The sequence below is a fragment of the Streptomyces sp. NBC_01352 genome (assembly GCF_036237295.1).
Taxonomy (GTDB): Bacteria; Actinomycetota; Actinomycetes; order Streptomycetales; family Streptomycetaceae; genus Streptomyces; species Streptomyces plumbiresistens.
In genome coordinates, this window is record NZ_CP108354.1 from 10,057,393 (window position 1) to 10,074,216 (window position 16,824).

The 16,824-nt window shown below is 68.9% G+C and carries 12 protein-coding genes; 8 read left to right on the top strand and 4 right to left on the bottom strand.

The annotated features are described in order from the left end of the window. Nucleotides 1-16: 16 nt before the first annotated feature. Complete coding sequence (locus OG252_RS46160; RefSeq protein ID WP_329343928.1) at nt 17-523, bottom strand: hypothetical protein; 507 nt, start codon at nt 521-523, stop codon at nt 17-19. A gap of 515 nt (nt 524-1,038) precedes the next feature. On the opposite strand from OG252_RS46160, the gene OG252_RS46165 reads away from it, so the two are divergent. Further along, entirely contained in the window at nt 1,039-4,236 is a 3,198-nt protein-coding gene (locus OG252_RS46165; protein ID WP_329343930.1) for an alpha-L-rhamnosidase-related protein, read from the top strand. 510 nt (nt 4,237-4,746) lie between these two features. Here the strand turns inward: OG252_RS46165 and OG252_RS46170 are convergent. Continuing rightward, on the bottom strand, nt 4,747-5,421 hold the full coding sequence (locus OG252_RS46170) for an epimerase (RefSeq protein ID WP_329343932.1): 675 nt from the start codon (nt 5,419-5,421) through the stop codon (nt 4,747-4,749). A gap of 52 nt (nt 5,422-5,473) precedes the next feature. Beyond that, nucleotides 5,474-6,397, bottom strand: a complete 924-nt coding sequence (locus OG252_RS46175; protein WP_329343934.1) for an SDR family NAD(P)-dependent oxidoreductase — start codon at nt 6,395-6,397, stop codon at nt 5,474-5,476. Between the two features lie 91 nt (nt 6,398-6,488). Between OG252_RS46175 and OG252_RS46180 the strand changes: the two genes are divergently transcribed. Continuing rightward, nucleotides 6,489-7,058 carry a TetR/AcrR family transcriptional regulator gene (locus OG252_RS46180; protein WP_329343936.1) on the top strand — a complete coding sequence of 190 codons (570 nt, stop codon included), beginning with the start codon at nt 6,489-6,491 and terminating at the stop codon, nt 7,056-7,058. A 549-nt stretch (nt 7,059-7,607) separates the two neighbouring features. On the opposite strand, the gene OG252_RS46185 is transcribed toward OG252_RS46180, so the two are convergent. Then, a complete protein-coding gene (locus tag OG252_RS46185; protein WP_329343938.1) occupies nt 7,608-8,510 on the bottom strand; it encodes a helix-turn-helix domain-containing protein in 903 nt (300 codons plus the stop codon). A gap of 136 nt (nt 8,511-8,646) precedes the next feature. On the opposite strand from OG252_RS46185, the gene OG252_RS46190 reads away from it, so the two are divergent. The 6 genes from OG252_RS46190 (at nt 8,647) to OG252_RS46215 (ending at nt 16,749) form a co-directional block, all read left to right on the top strand. After that, entirely contained in the window at nt 8,647-9,879 is a 1,233-nt protein-coding gene (locus tag OG252_RS46190; protein ID WP_329343940.1) for an MFS transporter, read from the top strand. A 94-nt stretch (nt 9,880-9,973) separates the two neighbouring features. Then, nucleotides 9,974-10,996, top strand: coding sequence for a zinc-dependent alcohol dehydrogenase family protein (locus OG252_RS46195; RefSeq protein WP_329343942.1), 1,023 nt, complete (start codon nt 9,974-9,976; stop codon nt 10,994-10,996). Nucleotides 10,997-11,265: 269 nt separating this feature from the next. After that, entirely contained in the window at nt 11,266-12,402 is a 1,137-nt protein-coding gene (locus tag OG252_RS46200; protein ID WP_329343944.1) for an XdhC family protein, read from the top strand. A 514-nt stretch (nt 12,403-12,916) separates the two neighbouring features. Next, on the top strand, nt 12,917-13,564 hold the full coding sequence (locus OG252_RS46205; RefSeq protein ID WP_329343946.1) for a (2Fe-2S)-binding protein: 648 nt from the start codon (nt 12,917-12,919) through the stop codon (nt 13,562-13,564). Nucleotides 13,565-13,576: 12 nt separating this feature from the next. Then, on the top strand, nt 13,577-14,557 hold the full coding sequence (locus OG252_RS46210) for an FAD binding domain-containing protein (protein WP_329343948.1): 981 nt from the start codon (nt 13,577-13,579) through the stop codon (nt 14,555-14,557). Then, complete coding sequence (locus tag OG252_RS46215; RefSeq protein WP_329343950.1) at nt 14,554-16,749, top strand: xanthine dehydrogenase family protein molybdopterin-binding subunit; 2,196 nt, start codon at nt 14,554-14,556, stop codon at nt 16,747-16,749. The genes OG252_RS46210 and OG252_RS46215 overlap by 4 nt, the downstream gene beginning before the upstream one ends. Nucleotides 16,750-16,824 lie beyond the last annotated feature (75 nt).

Genomic DNA, 16,824 nt, shown 5'->3' on the forward strand with positions numbered 1-16,824 from the left:
AGATCACCGCTATTTCTCAGAGGTGACGGCGCATCACTTCGATGCACCTGGCTCGGGCCGCGTTCGATCGGTCCCGGGAGTACGGGACTCCGAGGTTCATGCCGCTGTCTGTGCCGATCGGTGGCTGCTGCCAGGCGAGGCTCATCTGCGCGCCGGCCTCCGCTCGCGCCGTGGCCACGAGGGTTTCGTAGGGGCCCGCGACGGTTGTGGCCTCGATCTGGAGCCATGTCTGGTGGAAGGCCATTCGTGCCAGCAGACTGCTGACCTCGTCGGTGAGTTGTTGTCGTACGGCGGACGAGGATTCGGGGCGGCGCCGTATGCGGTACGGCATCTCCAAGTACTCCTCGACCGCCGTCAGCGCTTCGGCGAAGGTCTTGGCCCGGTGTTCCCTTCGTACGGCCCGTTGGTTGAGGGCGTAGGTCAGGAAGGCGCCGAAAAGGGCGATGCACGGGACGATCAGCCCGGCTGTCTGAGCCCAGGTCCAGCCGCTGTCCGTCGCTTGAGCCGCCGAGACGACCTGCACACGTCACTCCCCGGGATGCCGTGCGGGGCATCCTTCACCAACCACTGGCCGCCGGACTCACCGCCGGTGAGCCGCCAGTAGTGTCGTGTGCCGTTCAGCTGGCTGAAAACTCTGACAGCCGGAGATCTGAAGCGCATGCCGCCGCGGGGAGCCCTGTCGCTCCCCGCGGCGGCATGACTCTTCCTAGGTGCAAACACCATGTTGCGGGAGTGTTGACACCCCGTGGCGCGAGCGTCGAGTATCTCGCCTACGAACACCCGATTGAATCGATTCAGTTCGTTTGGGTGCCGTTCAGCGCCGGATGCCGCCCCCTTCACACTGCACTCCGCACAGCGAAAGTAGGATCCACGATGAACCATGTATCGCGCCGGTCCGCCCTGCGCTCGGCCATAGCCGTGGCTCTCACGCCCACTTTTGGTTCTCTTGCGCTTCCGGGGCTCCTGTCGACGGCGTCCGCAGCGGTTTCCTGGTCGGCGAGGTGGATCTGGGCGCCGTCCAGTGCGACCAACCAATGGGTGGCGTTCCGTAGATCGTTCACTTTGGGTTCGGCTCCGTCGAAGGCGGTCACGCAGATCGCCGCGGACTCGAAGTACTGGCTGTGGGTGAACGGCACCCTGGTGGTGTTCGAAGGCGGGCTCAAGCGGGGCCCCAACCGTACGGACACCTACTACGACGAGATCGACCTCGCCCCGTACCTGCAGGCCGGTGGCAACACGGTCGCGCTGCTGGTGTGGTACTTCGGCAAGCAAGGCTTCTCACACAGCAGCAGCGGCAAGGGTGGGCTGCTGTTCCAGGCCGACATCACGACCGGCTCCACCGTTACCCGGCTCGTCAGCGACACCGGTTGGAAGCACGTCGTCCACCCGGGCTACTCGAACAACACGAGCGGAACACAGGTCAACTTCCGGCTGCCGGAGTCGAACGTCTACTACGACGCCCGCAATGCCACGGGTATGGCCGGCTGGCAGTCCTCCGGGTTCGACGACAGTGGCTGGACGGCACCGACCGACTTCGGCGCCACGGGTGCGGCACCTTGGAACGCCCTGGTCGAGCGGCCGGTCCCGCAGTTCCGCTACTCCGGTCTGAGGTCCTACACCAACGCCGCGTCCCTGCCGGGCACCGGGCGGGGTTCCACCGCGATCTCGGGCACCCTGCCGTCCAACCTCCAAGTGACCCCGTACCTGAAGGTGGACGCCCCGGCCGGGGCGGTGATCGGCGTCCAGACCGATCACTACGACGACGGTGCGGGCCTGGTGGGCATCGAGCCCGGAACGCAGTACAACATGCGCGCCACCTACGTCTGCTCCGGCGGAGTCCAGGAGTTCGAGTCACTGGCCTGGATGAGCGGGACGGCCGTGCGGTACACGATCCCGGCGGGCGTGACGATCCTGGAGCTGAAGTACCGCGAGTCCGGCTACGACACCGACTTCGCCGGGTCCTTCAGCAGTAGTGACGCCTTTCTCGACACCCTGTGGACCAAGGCCGCCCGCACCATGTACGTCAATATGCGGGACAACTACATGGACTGCCCCACCCGCGAGCGGGCCCAGTGGTGGGGCGATGTGGTCAACCAGCTGAAGGAAGGCTTCTACACCTTCGACACCCGCTCCCACGCGCTGGGCAAGAAGGCCATCGCCCAGCTGACCTCCTGGCAGGAGTCCGGCGGGGTGCTGTACTCCCCGATCCCCACGACCATCTGGACCAACGAACTGCCCGTCCAGATGCTCGCCTCGGTGTGGTCGTTCTGGACGTATTACCTCTACACCGGCAACGCTGATGCCGTCACGGGCGCCTATCCGGCGGTGAAGAAGTACCTGAACCTGTGGAGCCTGGACGCCGACGGCCTGGTCAACCACCGCGCCGGGGACTGGGACTGGGAGGACTGGGGCTCCAACATCGATGCCCGCGTCCTGGACAACAGCTGGTACTACCTGGCCCTCGACACCGCCGCAAAGCTCGCCGACCTCAGTGGTAACAGCGGCGATGTCGCTGGATGGAAGACCCAGCGCGACAGCATCAAGGCCAACTTCGACCGCGTCCTGTGGAACTCCTCGCGCAACGAGTACCGCTCACCCGGCTACACCGGCGACACCGACGACCGGGCCAATGGCCTCGCCGTCGTCGCGGGCCTGGCCCCCGCCTCCCGGTACCGGGCGATTACCGAGGTGCTGCGCACCCATCTCAACGCCAGCCCCTACATGGAGTTCTACGTCCTGGAGGCCTTGTACCTGATGGGCGCAGCCACGGTCGCCGAGGAGCGGATGCGCAACCGCTTCGCCGCCCAGGTCGCCGACCCCGCCTGCCACACGCTGTGGGAGCTGTGGGTCAAGGCGGACGGTACCGACAACCACGCCTGGAACGGCGGCCCGCTATACGCCCTGTCCGCCTACGCCGCCGGTGTCCGCCCGACCAAGCCGGGCTGGCAGACATACGAGGTGATCCCGCAGACCGGCACCCTCACAAAGATCAACACCGTGACGTCCACCGTCGAGGGTGACATCCGCTTCGGTATCACCCGCGACGGAACAAAGGTGACGCTGACCCTCACCTCCCCGAGCGGAACGACTGCGCGAGTGGGCGTGCCCACCTACGGCGGAGCGCAGCCGGTCATCAAGGCGAACGACACCACCGTCTTCACCGGCGGTTCGCCCACCGGCAGCGTCAGCGGACTGAGCTACGACGGCAAAGACTCCTCGTACGTGTACTTGGTCGTCCAGCCCGGCACATGGACTTTCACTGCGACCGGCGTCGGCCGTCTCGACAACCTCGCCCTGGGCCGGCCCGTCACCAGCAACAACAGCCTGGAGAACAGCAACTGGGGCCGCAGCCGCCTGACCGACGGCACGCTTACCAGCGTGACCGGCGCCAAGGGCTACACCAGTAACGACTTCGCCTCCGCCGACATCAGTGCCACTCCCGTCTGGGTGGAGATCGATCTCGGCACCGACACCGACCTCGACGCTGTACGCCTCCTTCCCCGCACCGACACTCCCGCTGCCGGCGGCGGCACGGCGGGCTTCCCCGTCGACTTCACCCTCCAGACCCGGCCCGACGGATCCAGCACCTACACCACCGTCCGCACCGTCACCGGGCAGGCGAACCCTGACGGGCTGGTGCAGACATACGGCTTCAAGACCAGCACCGCCCGCTACGTCCGCCTGCAGGCCACGCGCCTGGGTACGCCCGCCTCCGATGAGACCACCAAGTACCGCCTCCAGTTGGCCGAGCTCACCATCCCTACTGCCGGGACCACCGTCACCTCCAACTACACGCTGGAGAACGGTGACTGGGGAAAGACCCGGGTCCTGGACGGCACCACCACCAGCGTGACCGGCGCCAAGGGCTTCACCAGCATCGACTTCGCCTCCGCCGACGTCAATGACACCCCCGTGTGGATCGAGATCGACCTCGGCGCCGACCGGGCCATCGGCTCTGTCACCCTTCACCCGCGCACCGACGCCAGCGGGGCCGGCGGCGGCTCGGCGGGCTTCCCCGTCGACTTCACCTTCCAGACCCGCACCGACGGCGGCACCACGTACACCACGGCCCGCACCGTCACCGGTGAGCCGAACCCCAACGGAGCCGCCCAGACCTACCCCCTCACCTCCGCCAACGGGCGCTACCTGCGGCTGCGCGCAACCAGGCTCGGCAGGCCCGCCTCCGATGAGACCAGCAAGTACCGCCTGCAGTTGGCGGAGATCCGCATCAAGTAACACGCCCTTGGTCAGAGAGCAGCCCTCGGGGCCCAGCGTGTGCGCGAACGCGGAGATGGTTAGGGGTGGTTCTGAGCAGGACGATGCCGCGAAGGTCCGGCGAATCTCCCGCGGCGATGCGGTCAGGCGCTCGCAGCACAACAGCACCGGCAGGAAGAGCAGCAGCACGGGGTGGGAGGCACAGCCGGTGTCCGGTGCCCTCCCCGAGCAGGAAGGCGAGACCCAAGGCCACGATGAGTGCCCTTCCTCAGCAGCGAGTAGCCGGTGGATGCGGTGGCCACCAGGCGCCTGCCGCATCGATGAGCGCTCGGAGTGCCTGGAGAAGGACTGGTCCTGGCCGGGACGCTCGCCGCACCGTCGGCGAGTGCATCGCCGGCGGCGGTACGAGGCGTCCGATGGACGGCCGGCGGTCGGCCATGAGCGAGCGGGACCTCCGCAGACGACTCGGGCCGAACCGGTCACCGACCCCGCACCCGCTGCCAGTAGTCGCGGCGCGCGTGTCCTTGGCGGTCACGGCGTTGCTGCTGAGGCTGCTTCGTTGATGTCGGCCGGGGTCAGGACGCGGTGCCTCCCGCCGCTACGGGCCGTCTGGATCATGGCCTGGCCCAACTGCACACTGGTGGTGACGTAGCGCGGTGCGATGCGCCGCAGCACCGGGTACAGCGGACTGAGGACCCGGTACGCCAGGACGTGGACCCTGGCCTTCGCCTTGGTACCCGGCAGGGGCAGGACGAACGCAGGGCGGAACATGTGGGCCCGCGGTGACAGCTCCAGCAGGGCATTCTCCGTCTCGCCCTTCACACGCGCCCACATCATGCGGCTCTTGCCGGTGCTGTCGGTGCCGACGCCGGAGACGTAAGCGAAGGCGAGGCCGGGACTGACGGCCAGCAGGGCGCGGGCGGCGGCGAGCGGGAACTCGTGGGAGACGACCCGGTAGTCGGCCTCGCTCATGCCGATGGCCGAGGTCCCCAGGCAGTAGAAGCAGGCGTCGTAGCCGGTCAGCCGGTCTTGAACGGCGGTGAAGTCGGTGAAGTCCTCGTGGCGGAGCTCATGGAGCTTGGGGTGAGCGCGGCCGGTGGGGGTGCGGCCGACGACGAGGACGTCGGTGACGTCCTGGTCGCGCAGGCAGGCTTCCAGAGCCCCCTGGCCCACCGCGCCGGTGGCCCCGAAGATGATGATGCGCACAGTGAACCTCTTCTGTCATACGGCTTGGTCGGCCGGATGGCGGTTGGGCGCCTCAGACGGGGAACCTGACGTCGGTGAGCTGCTCGGACACGGTCCACAGGCGCTGCTGGACGGCTGTGTCGTGGGACTTCTTGCTGGAGGCGACCACCTTGGGGTATCCGCGGGTTCCGCCCAAGCCGTTGGGGCCGTAGTACTGGCCGCCGGTGACGGCGGGATCGGTGGCCGCCCTCAGGGTGGGCAGCGCTCCCATGGCGGCCGACTGGGCCAGCAGAGGCTCGAACAGGTCGACCCCCTTGCGCGCCAGGCCGCTCATGTTCTGCGGGAGGTCGGTGGCCGCCGTGCCGGGATGCGCGGCGGCGGCGATGGTGGTGTGGTGCGGGGCGAGGCGGCGCTGGAGTTCGTAGGTGAACATCACGTTGGCCAGCTTGGCCTGCCCGTAGGCGGCAACCCGGTTGTAGGAGCGGTCGAACTGCAGGTCGTCGAAGTGGATGCCGGCCCGGATGCGGTGGCCGACGCTGCTGACGGTGACCACCCGGGAGCCGGGCACGGGCAGCATCAGGTCCAGCAGCAGGCCGGTGAGCGCGAAGTGCCCGAGGTGGTTGACCCCGAACTGCATGTCGAACCCGTCCTCGGTCTTCTGCCGGGGGGTGTACATCACGCCCGCGTTGTTGATGAGCAGGTCGATCTTCGGGTGCGTGATGTGCAGCTCATCGGCGGCCTCGCGTACCGATTTGAGGCTGGCGAGGTCCAGGCGCTGGAGGCTGAGCTTGGCGCCCGGGGCGCTTTCCCTGATGCGGGCGAGGGCCTGGTGGCCCTTGTCGAGGTTGCGCACGGCGAGGACGACGTGTGCGCCGTGCTCGGCCAGGGCTCGCGCGGTCTCCAGCCCGAGGCCGCTGTTGGCGCCGGTGACGACGGCGACCCTGCCGTCCTGGGCGGGGATGTTCTGTTCGGTCCACCGGTCGGTCGTGCTGGCCATGATGATCAACCTCCATAACGTGAATGATGCTTCATGTTGTATAGTGAAGCATCATTCATCTTTCGTCAAATGATGCCGGAGGGCCGCCCGCATGACCTCACCCCGACCGCTGCGTGCCGACGCGGCGCGCAACCGCGCCCGGATCATGACGGCGGCGCATGAGCAGATCACCGAGCACGGGCCCGAGGTGTCGATGGAGCAGATCGCCGCTGCCGCGGGCGTCGCGGTGGGCACCCTGTACAAGCACTTCCCGAACAAGAACGACCTGGTCGCATCCGTGGTCGCCGCCTCGTTCGAAACACTCGCCGACGACGCCGAAGAGTGCCTGCGACGCGAGGTCCAGGGTTCACCCGCCATGGCGGAGCTCACCGGCTTCCTCAGCCGCGTGATGGACACCGTCGCCCACAACCGCGCCGTCAAAGCAGCCGCGTACGCGCTCGGCGCCGACCACGAAGCCCACCCCGCCATGCAGGAGGTGGAGACCCGCGTCACCCAGGCCCTCGGCGGGCTCATCCGCACCGCGCAAGCCCAGGGAGCCCTGCGCGCCGACTTCACCCTCAACGACCTGTACCTGATGCTCTCCACCCTCCCCGCCGACCAGCCGCCCACCGCCCGCGCCCGATGGCTCGCCCTCCTCCTCACCGGCCTCACTGCACGCTGACCGGCCGCGCGGCCGGTGTGCACAGCGCTGTGCATACACGACTCGGAAGCAGCGGGGTGGTGCCCTGCCCATGTATCCGCCGGTCCAGGTGGGCAGCATTCACCCGGCGCCGCAGCAGGTCAGGGGCCAGTTCGGGCATAGCGTGCACCATCGTCGTACGGGGCGACGCGCACGGTCAGCTCCTTCCTCCTCAGCCTGATGAGCTTTCGCCGCAGGAGCGTGGGTGGGTGTGTGCAGTGCCGATTGTGCAGCTGTCTCCTGAGCGCTTTCCCGGTGCGGATGGCACGCTGGAAGAGCTCCATGGCCTTCACCGGCACCGACGCGCGACGGGGTTTCTGCTCACTGGGCTGCCAGTCGAGTGCCGCACCTGCGCCCTCTGCGCTGCGGATTTCGAGTTGATCGCCAGGTTCAGCGAGCCCAGGCTTTTCGCCGTCTGCCCGCCGCCATGCAGTCAGGCCTGCTGCCGGCCGACCCGCGACCGCCCATCTCGCCGGCCCGCGGGCGTCATCATCTCGAACTCCTGCACCGCAACGGTCCAGTTCGCCAGGCTCACGACCGCCGGCGCAGCGAGTCGGCAGGCCGGGGGGTGGCCGTCCAGCTGGCGAGGAGTTTGAGTCGTTCTTCGTCGGGGGTGCCCGGCTGGGCGGTGTAGATGGTCAGGGAGTGTGCCTCGCGAGCGGAGATGGGCAGGTCCAGTGGCTGGTAGGTGAGTTCCAGGGGGCCGGCGTCGGGGTGGTGGAAGCGTTTGACGCCGCCGTGGTGGATGCGCACGTTGTGGGCGGCCCACCGGGTGCGGAATTCGGTGCTGATGGTGGACAGTTCGCCGACGAGTTCGCGCAGTGCCTTGTCGTGCGGGTAGCGGCCGGCTTCGGCGCGCAGCAGGGCGACGGTGGTGTGGGCGGCGCGGTCCCAATCGTCGACGAAGTCGTGGGCGGCGCCGTCGAGGAAGTAGTACCGGGCGAAGTTGGGGCGACGGCGCTCGCCGGTGGTGCGGCTGTCGAACATAGGCGCGAACAGGGCGCGGGCGAGTGCGTTGGTCGCCACGATGTCCAGGCGGGCGTTGGTGACGAATGCTGCGGACAGCGTCATGGAGTCGAGGAGCCACTGGACGTGGGGCGGGACGTCGACGGCTTTGCGGCGGCGCCGCGTTGCCGGGCTGGGGTGGGCGGCTTTGGCGAGGTCGAACAGGTAGATGCGTTCGTCCTCGCTCAGCTGCAGGGTGCGAGCCACCGCGTCGAGGACATCCTCGGACACGCCGCTGATGTGGCCCTTCTCCAGCCGTGTGTACCACTCGGTGCTCACCCCGGCGAGGACGGCGACCTCTTCGCGGCGCAGCCCCGGTACGCGGCGCCGGCCGCTGGTGGGCAGGCCGACCTGTTCGGGCGTGAGCTGGGCGCGCCGGCGGGCGAGGAAGTCACGGATGTCGGCGCGGTTGTCGGGGCGGGGTTCCATGCTTCCCACGCTACGGCCCGTAACCCCGGGCAGGGGGGTCGAGCTTGTACCCCCTATAAACGCAGCCTCCCGCGCGGGCGGCAGGAGCGGTTTCGTGGGATGCGCACCCCGATCTCGATCGCTGCGGAGATGATGCATGACCACGCGAGGAGGAGCCCTCCACGCCCCTGCCGATGTAGGCGCCGGTGACCGCGGGCGTCCGCCTGCCCGGCTTCCGCTCGTCGTGTACGTGCTGGCCCTGGGCACGTTCCTGATGGGCACGACCGAGTTCGTGGTGGCGGGCCTGCTGCCTGAGATCGCGGACGATGTGCAGGTCAGTGTGGCCCGGGCCGGACTGATGATCACCGTCTTCGCCATAGGGATGATCGTCGGCGCGCCGCTGATGGCGATGCTGACGCTGCGGCTGCCCCAGCGGCTGACGCTGATCCTCGCCCTGGGCGTCTTCGCGGCCGGACACGTCATCGTCGCGCTCGGCTCCAGCTTCACGCTGCTGCTGGCCGCACGGTTCCTGACGGCGCTGGCAACCGGGGCGTTCTGGGCGGTGGCCAACGTGGTGGCCACCCGCGCCGCCGGTCCCGCCGCGACCTCCCGCGCCCTGGGCGTCGTGGGCGCCGGCGCGATGCTCGCCAACGTCGTCGGCGTGCCGCTCGGCGCCTTCGCCGGACAGCTCATGGGCTGGCGGGGACCGTTCTGGGCCCTGGCCGTCTTCGGAGCGGCCGCCATGGCACTCATCGCCCGCCAGGTTCCGCACGACACCGACGGCGGCCAGACGATCTCCGTGCGCTCCGAGCTGGCGGCTCTGCGTTCGGGACGCCTGTGGCTGGCGCTGGCGGCCTGCACGACCACCACCGGCGGCGTGCTGTCGACGTACACCTACATCTCACCGCTGCTGACCGACCGGGCCGGTCTGGCCGCCAGCCTCGTGCCGCTGGTGCTGGTCGGCTTCGGTGTCGGCGCCCTGGCGGGATTCCTCGTGGGAGGCCGCCTGGGGGACCGTCGTCCGCACGCGACGACGATCGTGGCCCCCGCGGTGACCACGGCCCTGCTGCTGGCTATCTGCCTGCTGTCCACCCACGCCGTGCCCACGGTCGCACTGATCGCCCTGCTGGGACTCTTCGGGCTGGGCGCCAACCCGGTCCTCATTTCCCTGGGCGTGCGCTTCGCAGGGAAGGCGCCCACCCTGGGGTCAGCACTGACCGTGTCGGCGTTCAACCTCGGCACCGCCATCGGTTCCTGGATCGCCGGACTCGCCCTCGAATCCTCCTTGGGCACTACGGGCCCCGCCGTCATCGGCACCGTCATTGCCGCATTGACCCTGATCCCCACGATCGCCATCGCACTCATCCAGCGCCGTCGCTTGGCGACATGAGTCCCATCAACCCAGCAGGTCGCGGCACTGCCGTGCCTTCCGCAACACGAACCGGCACCGTAGGCGCCAGCACAACAGAGCAAGGAGAACCACCATGCGTGGAGTAGTGATGTACACGGCCGGCGACGTCCGGGTGGAGGAGCGCGACGATCCGAAGATCGTCGAGCCGACCGACGCCATCGTGAAGCTGACCGCGACCTGTATCTGCGGCTCGGACCTGTGGCCGTATCGAGGCATCGAGCCCGCCGATCACCAGGTCATGGGGCACGAGTACGTCGGCGTCGTCGAGGAGGTCGGCTCAGAGGTCAAGAACGTCAAGGTCGGCGACTTCGTCGTCGGGTCGTTCGTCATCTCCGACAACACCTGCGAGATCTGCCAGGCCGGCTTCCAGTCCAAGTGCGTGCACGCCGAGTTCGTCGCGCAGACGATCGGCACCCAGGCCGAGAAGGCCCGCATCCCGCACGCCGACGGCACTCTCGTCGCCACTCCGGGACAGCCCGATCCCGAGCTGATCCCTTCCCTGCTGGCGGCCTCCGACGTGCTCGGCACCGGCTGGTACGCCGCCGTCGCCGCCGAGGCCGGGCCCGGCAAGACCGTCGCAGTCGTCGGCGACGGCGCGGTCGGCCTGATGGCTGTCCTCGCAGCCAAGCAACTGGGTGCGGAACGCATCATCGCGATGTCGCGTCACCCCGAGCGGCAGAAGCTGGCCCGCTACTACGGCGCCACCGACATCGTCGAAGAACGCGGCGACGAGGGCATCGCGAAGATCAAGGAACTCACGGGCGGGCTCGGCGCGCACTCGGTCATCGAGGCCGTCGGCACCCAGGAGTCCTTCATGCAGGCCGTCGGCGCCACCCGCGGCGGCGGACACCTGGGCTACGTGGGCGTCAACTACGACGTGAAGATCCCCGGGATCGAGCTGTTCTTCGCCGGCATCCACACCCTCGGCGGCCCGGCCCCCGTGCGCCGCTTCCTGCCCGACCTGATCCAGCTCATCTGGGACCGCACGATCGACCCCGGCAAGGTCTTCGACCTCACCCTGCCCCTGGAGCAGGCCGCCGAGGGCTACAAGGCGATGGACGAACGCCGCGCCACCAAGGTGATCCTCACCTTCTGACCCGCATTTCGCGCCCTTGTCCGCTCCTCCACACCATCGCAGCAGACAGCGCTGGCCGAGGAACTCGTCTCCTCAGCCGCTCTGTCACCCCCATTGCGCGCCGACGTGTTGCTCTGACCCCGGAGCCGTCAAGGACCGTCCAGGCCGGCCTGGCCGCCGCCCCCCGTCCGGCTGCCGGGCCATCCAGGGCCGCCGCCGCTTCCCACTCCCCGGAGGGTGCGGCGGCGGCCCGCCCCACCACACGAAGAAGCACACGCCGGAGGCAGTCCATGCTCAACATCGCAGACGTACTGCACCGCTGGTGCCGCACAGCCCGCCCCTTCGCCCTGGCCACCGTCGTCGACGTCACCGGCAGCGCACCCCTGCCCATCGGCACGGCGGTCGCGGTCGACGAAGAAGGCCACGCGGTCGGCAGCATCTCCGGCGGCTGCGTCGAAGGCGCGGTGTACGAGCTGTGCCAACAGGTGCTCCACGACCGGGGCGCCCCACAACGCGCCTGGTTCGGCTACTCCGACGACGATGCCTTCGCCGTCGGCCTGACCTGCGGCGGTGAACTCGATGTCCTCGTCCAGCGGATCGACCCCACACAGCAGCCCCACCTGACCGCCGCCTTCGCCGAGGTCGCCGAGGGCCGACCGGCCGCCGTGGCCCAGATCGTGGACGGCCCTGACCACCTCCTCGGCGCGACTGTGAGCATCCTCGGCGATGACCACGTCGCTCACGGGACCATGGACGGCGGACCGGCATACCGGGCGGTGGCGGACCAGGCCCGTGCCCTGATGCGTATGGGGCGCACCGGACGCGCGGCGGCCGGCGGTGAGGGAGACGACTGTCCCGGACCGCTGTCCGTGCTGGTGCACGTCCACTCCGCCCGCCCGCGCATGCTGATCTTCGGAGCCGTCGACTTCGCCGTCGCCCTCAGCCAGGCCGGGGCCTTCCTCGGCTACCGCACCACCGTGTGCGACGCCCGCCCCGTCTTCGCCACTACGGCCCGCTTCCCGCACGCGGACGAGGTCGTGACCGACTGGCCTCACCGCTACCTGGAACACACCGAGGTGGACGAACGCACTGCCATCTGCGTCCTCACCCACGACGCCAAGTTCGACATCCCCCTACTGCGCCTGGCCCTCGGCACGCCTGCCGCCTACATCGGTGCGATGGGCTCACGGCGCACCCACCACGAGCGCCTGCACCTGCTGAGGCAGGCCGGCCTCACCGAGGACCAACTGGCCCGGCTGCGGTCCCCCATCGGTCTCGACCTGGGCGCCCGCACTCCGCAGGAGACCGCCGTCTCCATCACAGCGGAGATCATCGCCCACACCAACCTGGGTACCGGGCTGCCCCTGTCGTCGACCAGCGGCCCGATCCACCGGCCGGCCGTGAGAGAACGAGCAGCCATGAAGTGAGCCGGTCATTAAGTGCTCACCGAGGCGGCGCCTCACGCGGCGGAAGAAGTGGGTCGCACCGGACAGCTACCTCACGGGTCACGTGTATGACAACACCGGTGACTCGTCGGCTGTCCGTGGCGCTCGACCGGCCAGCGACGGCCGCACGCCCCGGCGACTACTACATCCTCCGCTTCGAAGCCGCCGGCATTGGGCGCGAGTGGCACCGCGACTTCACCCGCAAGGTCGGCCGCGTCGCACCCGGTACGCCAGTAGGCGTGCTATCTCCGAGTGGTTGTCGGCTTGGTCGCCGAGGGCAGGGGTTCATGGCCCCAGACGGTAGTCGTGAGCCTGCTCAGGAGGGGGGTTGAGTTTATGCCCCCTATAGACACGACCTTCCTCACGCGCGGCTGAGCCGGTTTCCTGAAGCACCGCAGCTCGATCACGTTCCGTATCCAGTACTGCACGACTTCCCGCTTGAGCTGCCGCAGAGCCCTGTGCGCGGCTGATCCGTCCGTGATGTGAAGGCGTACGAATGTCTACTGAATTCCCTCAGTCCTCCGTTCCTCCCCCCACCGGAGTCGACGAGCCCTCCTCGGCGCCCACCCGGCGTACCTTCATCGCCACCACCACCGTGGTCGGTGGTGCCGTCGTTGCGGGCGGTGTGATCGGAGGCACCTTGCTCGTCGATGACGAGGTGGCCGCCGCCGAGGCCCCGCCTGAGAGCCGTGTCTCCCTGACGGTCAACGGCACCAGGCGGACCGTGACCGTGGACAACCGCACCTCGCTGCTGGATCTGCTGCGCGAGCACTTCGGCCTGACAGGGTCCAAGAAGGGCTGCAACGCGGGTGCTTGCGGGGCCTGCACGGTTTTGGTCGACGGGCGTCGGGTGAACTCCTGTCTGACGCTGGCGGTGCGTCTGGAGGGTGCCGAGGTCACCACGATCGAGGGCCTGGCCGAGGGCGACGAACTGCACCCGTTGCAGCAGGCGTTCGTCGACGAGGACGCCTTCCAGTGTGGCTACTGCACGCCCGGCCAGATCATGTCCGGGGTCGGCTGCATCCAGGAGGGGCATACCGGTTCGCCGGAGGAGATCCGGGAGTGGATGAGCGGCAACATCTGCCGCTGCGGCTGTTACGTGAAGATCGTGCGCGCGGTCGAGCAGACCGCCGGCCGGAAGTAAGGAGCCGCTGACATGCATCCCTTCTCCTTCATGAAGGCCGCAGATACCCGTGAGGCCCTCAACGCGGGCCGTCGCGGCGGTCGTTATATCGCCGGCGGCACCACCCTCGTCGACCTGATGCGCGAGACGGTCGAGCGCCCCGAGACCCTGGTCGACATCAGCGACCTGCCACTGCGCGACATCAGGGTCACCGAGCGTGGGGGCTTGCGCATCGGCGCGCTGGTGAGCATGGCCGAGAGCGCTGCCCACCCCAAAGTGCGCTCCCTCTTCCCTGTCGTCTCCGAGGCGCTGGAGCTGAGCGCGTCGGCCCAGCTGCGGAACATGGCGACCATCGGCGGCAACATCATGCAGCGCACCCGCTGCACGTACTTCCGGGACGTGAGCGCCGACTGCAACAAGCGTGAGCCCGGCTCGGGTTGTGCCGCTTTGCACGGTTTCAACCGCATGCATGCGATCTTGGGCACCTCCGACGTGTGTGTGGCCACGCACCCGTCCGACGTGGCGGTGGCCTTCGCGGCGCTGGAGGCGACCGTGCACCTGCTGGGCCCGGACGGGGAGCGCACGGCGCCTTTCGCCGACTTCCTGCTGCGGCCCGGCAACACCCCCAACCGTGAACAGGCCTTGCGTAAGGGCGAGTTGATCACGGCAGTGGAGATCCCCGCCCTGCCACGCCCGTTGAAGTCCGGCTACCTGAAGGTGCGTGACCGGCAGTCGTACGAGTTCGCCCTCACCTCCGCCGCCGTGGCGCTGCACATCCGCAGCGGGGTGATCCGGGAGGCGAAGGTCGCCGCCGGGGGCGTGGGCACGGTGCCGTGGAAGCTGCCCGCCGTCGAGAAGCACCTGGTCGGTGAGCGTCCCTCGGAGTCGTTGTGGGCAGCCGCCGCCGAGCGAGCCGCCGACGGGGCACGTCCCCTTGACCACAACCGGTTCAAGGTCGCGCTGCTCAAGCGGACCGTAGAACGTCAGCTGCGCATCGTAGGAGGTACAAAGTGAGCCCCCAGCCCCAGGCAGCCGTGGGTGCGCCGCTGTCCCGGGTGGACGGGCGGCTGAAGGTCACCGGCAAGGCGCGGTACGCCGCCGAGTTCGACGTCGACGGGGTGGTGCACGCGGTCATCGTCGACGCGAGCATCGGACGCGGCCGTATCACCGGCGTCGACACACGTGATGCCGAAGCCCATCCGGGCGTGCTGCGCGTGATCCATCATGGCAACGCGCCGAAGCTGCCGTACCGCGACAACCCTGGGTCGAACAACCTGCCCGGCCGCCGTCTGCGGGTCTTCCAGGACGACAAGGTCCTCTTCCACGGCCAGCCGGTCGCCGTCGTGGTGGCCACCACGCTGGAGGCCGCGCAGCACGGCGCGAGCCTGGTGAAGGTCCGCTATGAAGCCGAGCAGCCCTCGACCGACCTGACCGAGGCCAAGGCGGGCGAGCCGACCGAGTACGCGCGCGGTGACGCCGAGGCCGGCCTGCGCGAGGCGGCGGTACGGATGGACCTGACGTACCGGATGGCGCGCAATCACCACAACCCGATGGAGACGCACGCCACCATCGCCCGCTGGAACGGCAACAAGCTCACCGTATGGGACAAGACCCAGTGGGTGGTGGGCACCCAGACGGAACTCTCCACGGTGTTCGATGTGCCGCTGGACTCCGTGCGGGTCATCAACCCCTTCGTCGGGGGCGCCTTCGGCAGCGGACTGCGCTGCTGGCCGCACACGGTCGTCGCCGCGCTGGCCGCCCGCGAGATGAAACGTCCGGTCAAGGTGGTCCTGACCCGCAAACAGATGTACTTCGGCACCGGCTTCAGGCCCTCCTACGAGTACCGGCTGAGCCTGGGCAGCGACCAGCGGGGCCGCCTGAAGGCCACGGTCCACGAGATAGACGCGGAGACCTCGTCGTACGAGACGTTCGAAGAGGCCATCATGCTCGCTGGCCAGATGTTCTACAGCACACCGAACGTCAGCCAGGCGTACCGCAAGGTGCCCCTGGATGTGAACAGCCCGATCTGGATGCGCGGTCCGGGCTTCGCGAACGCCTCCTTCGCCATCGAGTCGGCCATGGACGAACTCGCGCACCGCCTCCGCATCGACCCGATCGAACTGCGCCTGCGCAACGAACCGGCCGAGGACGAGTCGAACAGCCTGCCCTGGTCCACCCGCCGGCTGCGCGAGTGCTACACCGTCGGCGCCCGGGAGTTCGGCTGGCACCGGCACAACCCGAAACCCCGCGCGAGGCGTGACGGCGACTGGCTGATCGGTCTGGGCATGGCCGCGGCCGTGTACGACCCCAACAACATGGAGGCGCACGCACGGGCCCGCCTGAACGCGAACGGCACCGCGGTGGTCGAGGCCGCTGCCAGCGACATGGGCCCGGGCACCTACACCTCCCAGACCCAGGTCGCCGCCGACGCCCTCGGGCTGACCGTGCGCGCGGTGACCTTCCGGCTCGGCGACTCCCTGTATCCGCAGACCCCGCCGCACGGCGGCTCCATGACCATGATGTGCGTCGGCTCCGCCAACCTCGACGCCTGCAACAAGATCCGCGGACAGGCGATCAAACTGGCCGTCGAGGACCAGGCATCACCCCTGTACGGCGCCAAGGCCGAGGACATCGTCGTGCGCGGCGGGCGCCTGCACATGCAGGGCAACCCGGCCCGTGGCGAGACCTACCAGCGGCTGTTGATCCGCAACAACCTCACCCACCTCGAAGCCGACGGCTCGTGGTCCGGGCCACAGGATCCCGAGCGGCACTCGTATTACTCCTACGGCGCGGTCTTCACCGAGGTCGGGGTGGACGCGACGCTGGGGCTGGTGCGGGTGCGGCGGATGCTCGGCGTGTACGACTGCGGCCGCATCATCAGCCCCAAGCTCGCCGACAGCCAGGCGCTGGGCGGCATGGTCGGCGGCATCGGGCAGGCGCTCCTTGAGCACACGGTCACCGACCACCGTGACGGCCGGATCGTCAACGCCGACCTTGCCGGCTACCTGGTCCCGGTCAATGCCGACATCCCGGAGATCAAGGCGATCTACCTGGAGGGCGAGGACATGCAGGCCGACCCGCTCGGCGTCAAGGGAGTCGGAGAGATCGTCCAGGTCGGGGTAGCGTCCGCCATCGCCAACGCCGTCTTCAACGCCACCGGCCGACGAATCCGCGAACTGCCCATCACCGCCGACGCGTTGCTTTGAACCGGAGCGCCCCGGGCCACTGAGGAGCGGCCCGGTCGCCCGGGGCGCTCCATGCTCGTCCGGCAGTCGGCCCCC

Bases quoted from the DNA above. Each gene is read 5' to 3' on its own strand.
- OG252_RS46175 (WP_329343934.1), bottom strand. From the start codon at position 6,397: ATGGCCAGCACGACCGACCGGTGGACCGAACAGAACATCCCCGCCCAG.
- OG252_RS46180 (WP_329343936.1), top strand. From the start codon at position 6,489: ATGACCTCACCCCGACCGCTGCGTGCCGACGCGGCGCGCAACCGCGCC.
- OG252_RS46185 (WP_329343938.1), bottom strand. From the start codon at position 8,510: ATGGAACCCCGCCCCGACAACCGCGCCGACATCCGTGACTTCCTCGCC.
- OG252_RS46190 (WP_329343940.1), top strand. From the start codon at position 8,647: ATGACCACGCGAGGAGGAGCCCTCCACGCCCCTGCCGATGTAGGCGCC.
- OG252_RS46195 (WP_329343942.1), top strand. From the start codon at position 9,974: ATGCGTGGAGTAGTGATGTACACGGCCGGCGACGTCCGGGTGGAGGAG.
- OG252_RS46200 (WP_329343944.1), top strand. From the start codon at position 11,266: ATGCTCAACATCGCAGACGTACTGCACCGCTGGTGCCGCACAGCCCGC.
- OG252_RS46205 (WP_329343946.1), top strand. From the start codon at position 12,917: ATGTCTACTGAATTCCCTCAGTCCTCCGTTCCTCCCCCCACCGGAGTC.
- OG252_RS46210 (WP_329343948.1), top strand. From the start codon at position 13,577: ATGCATCCCTTCTCCTTCATGAAGGCCGCAGATACCCGTGAGGCCCTC.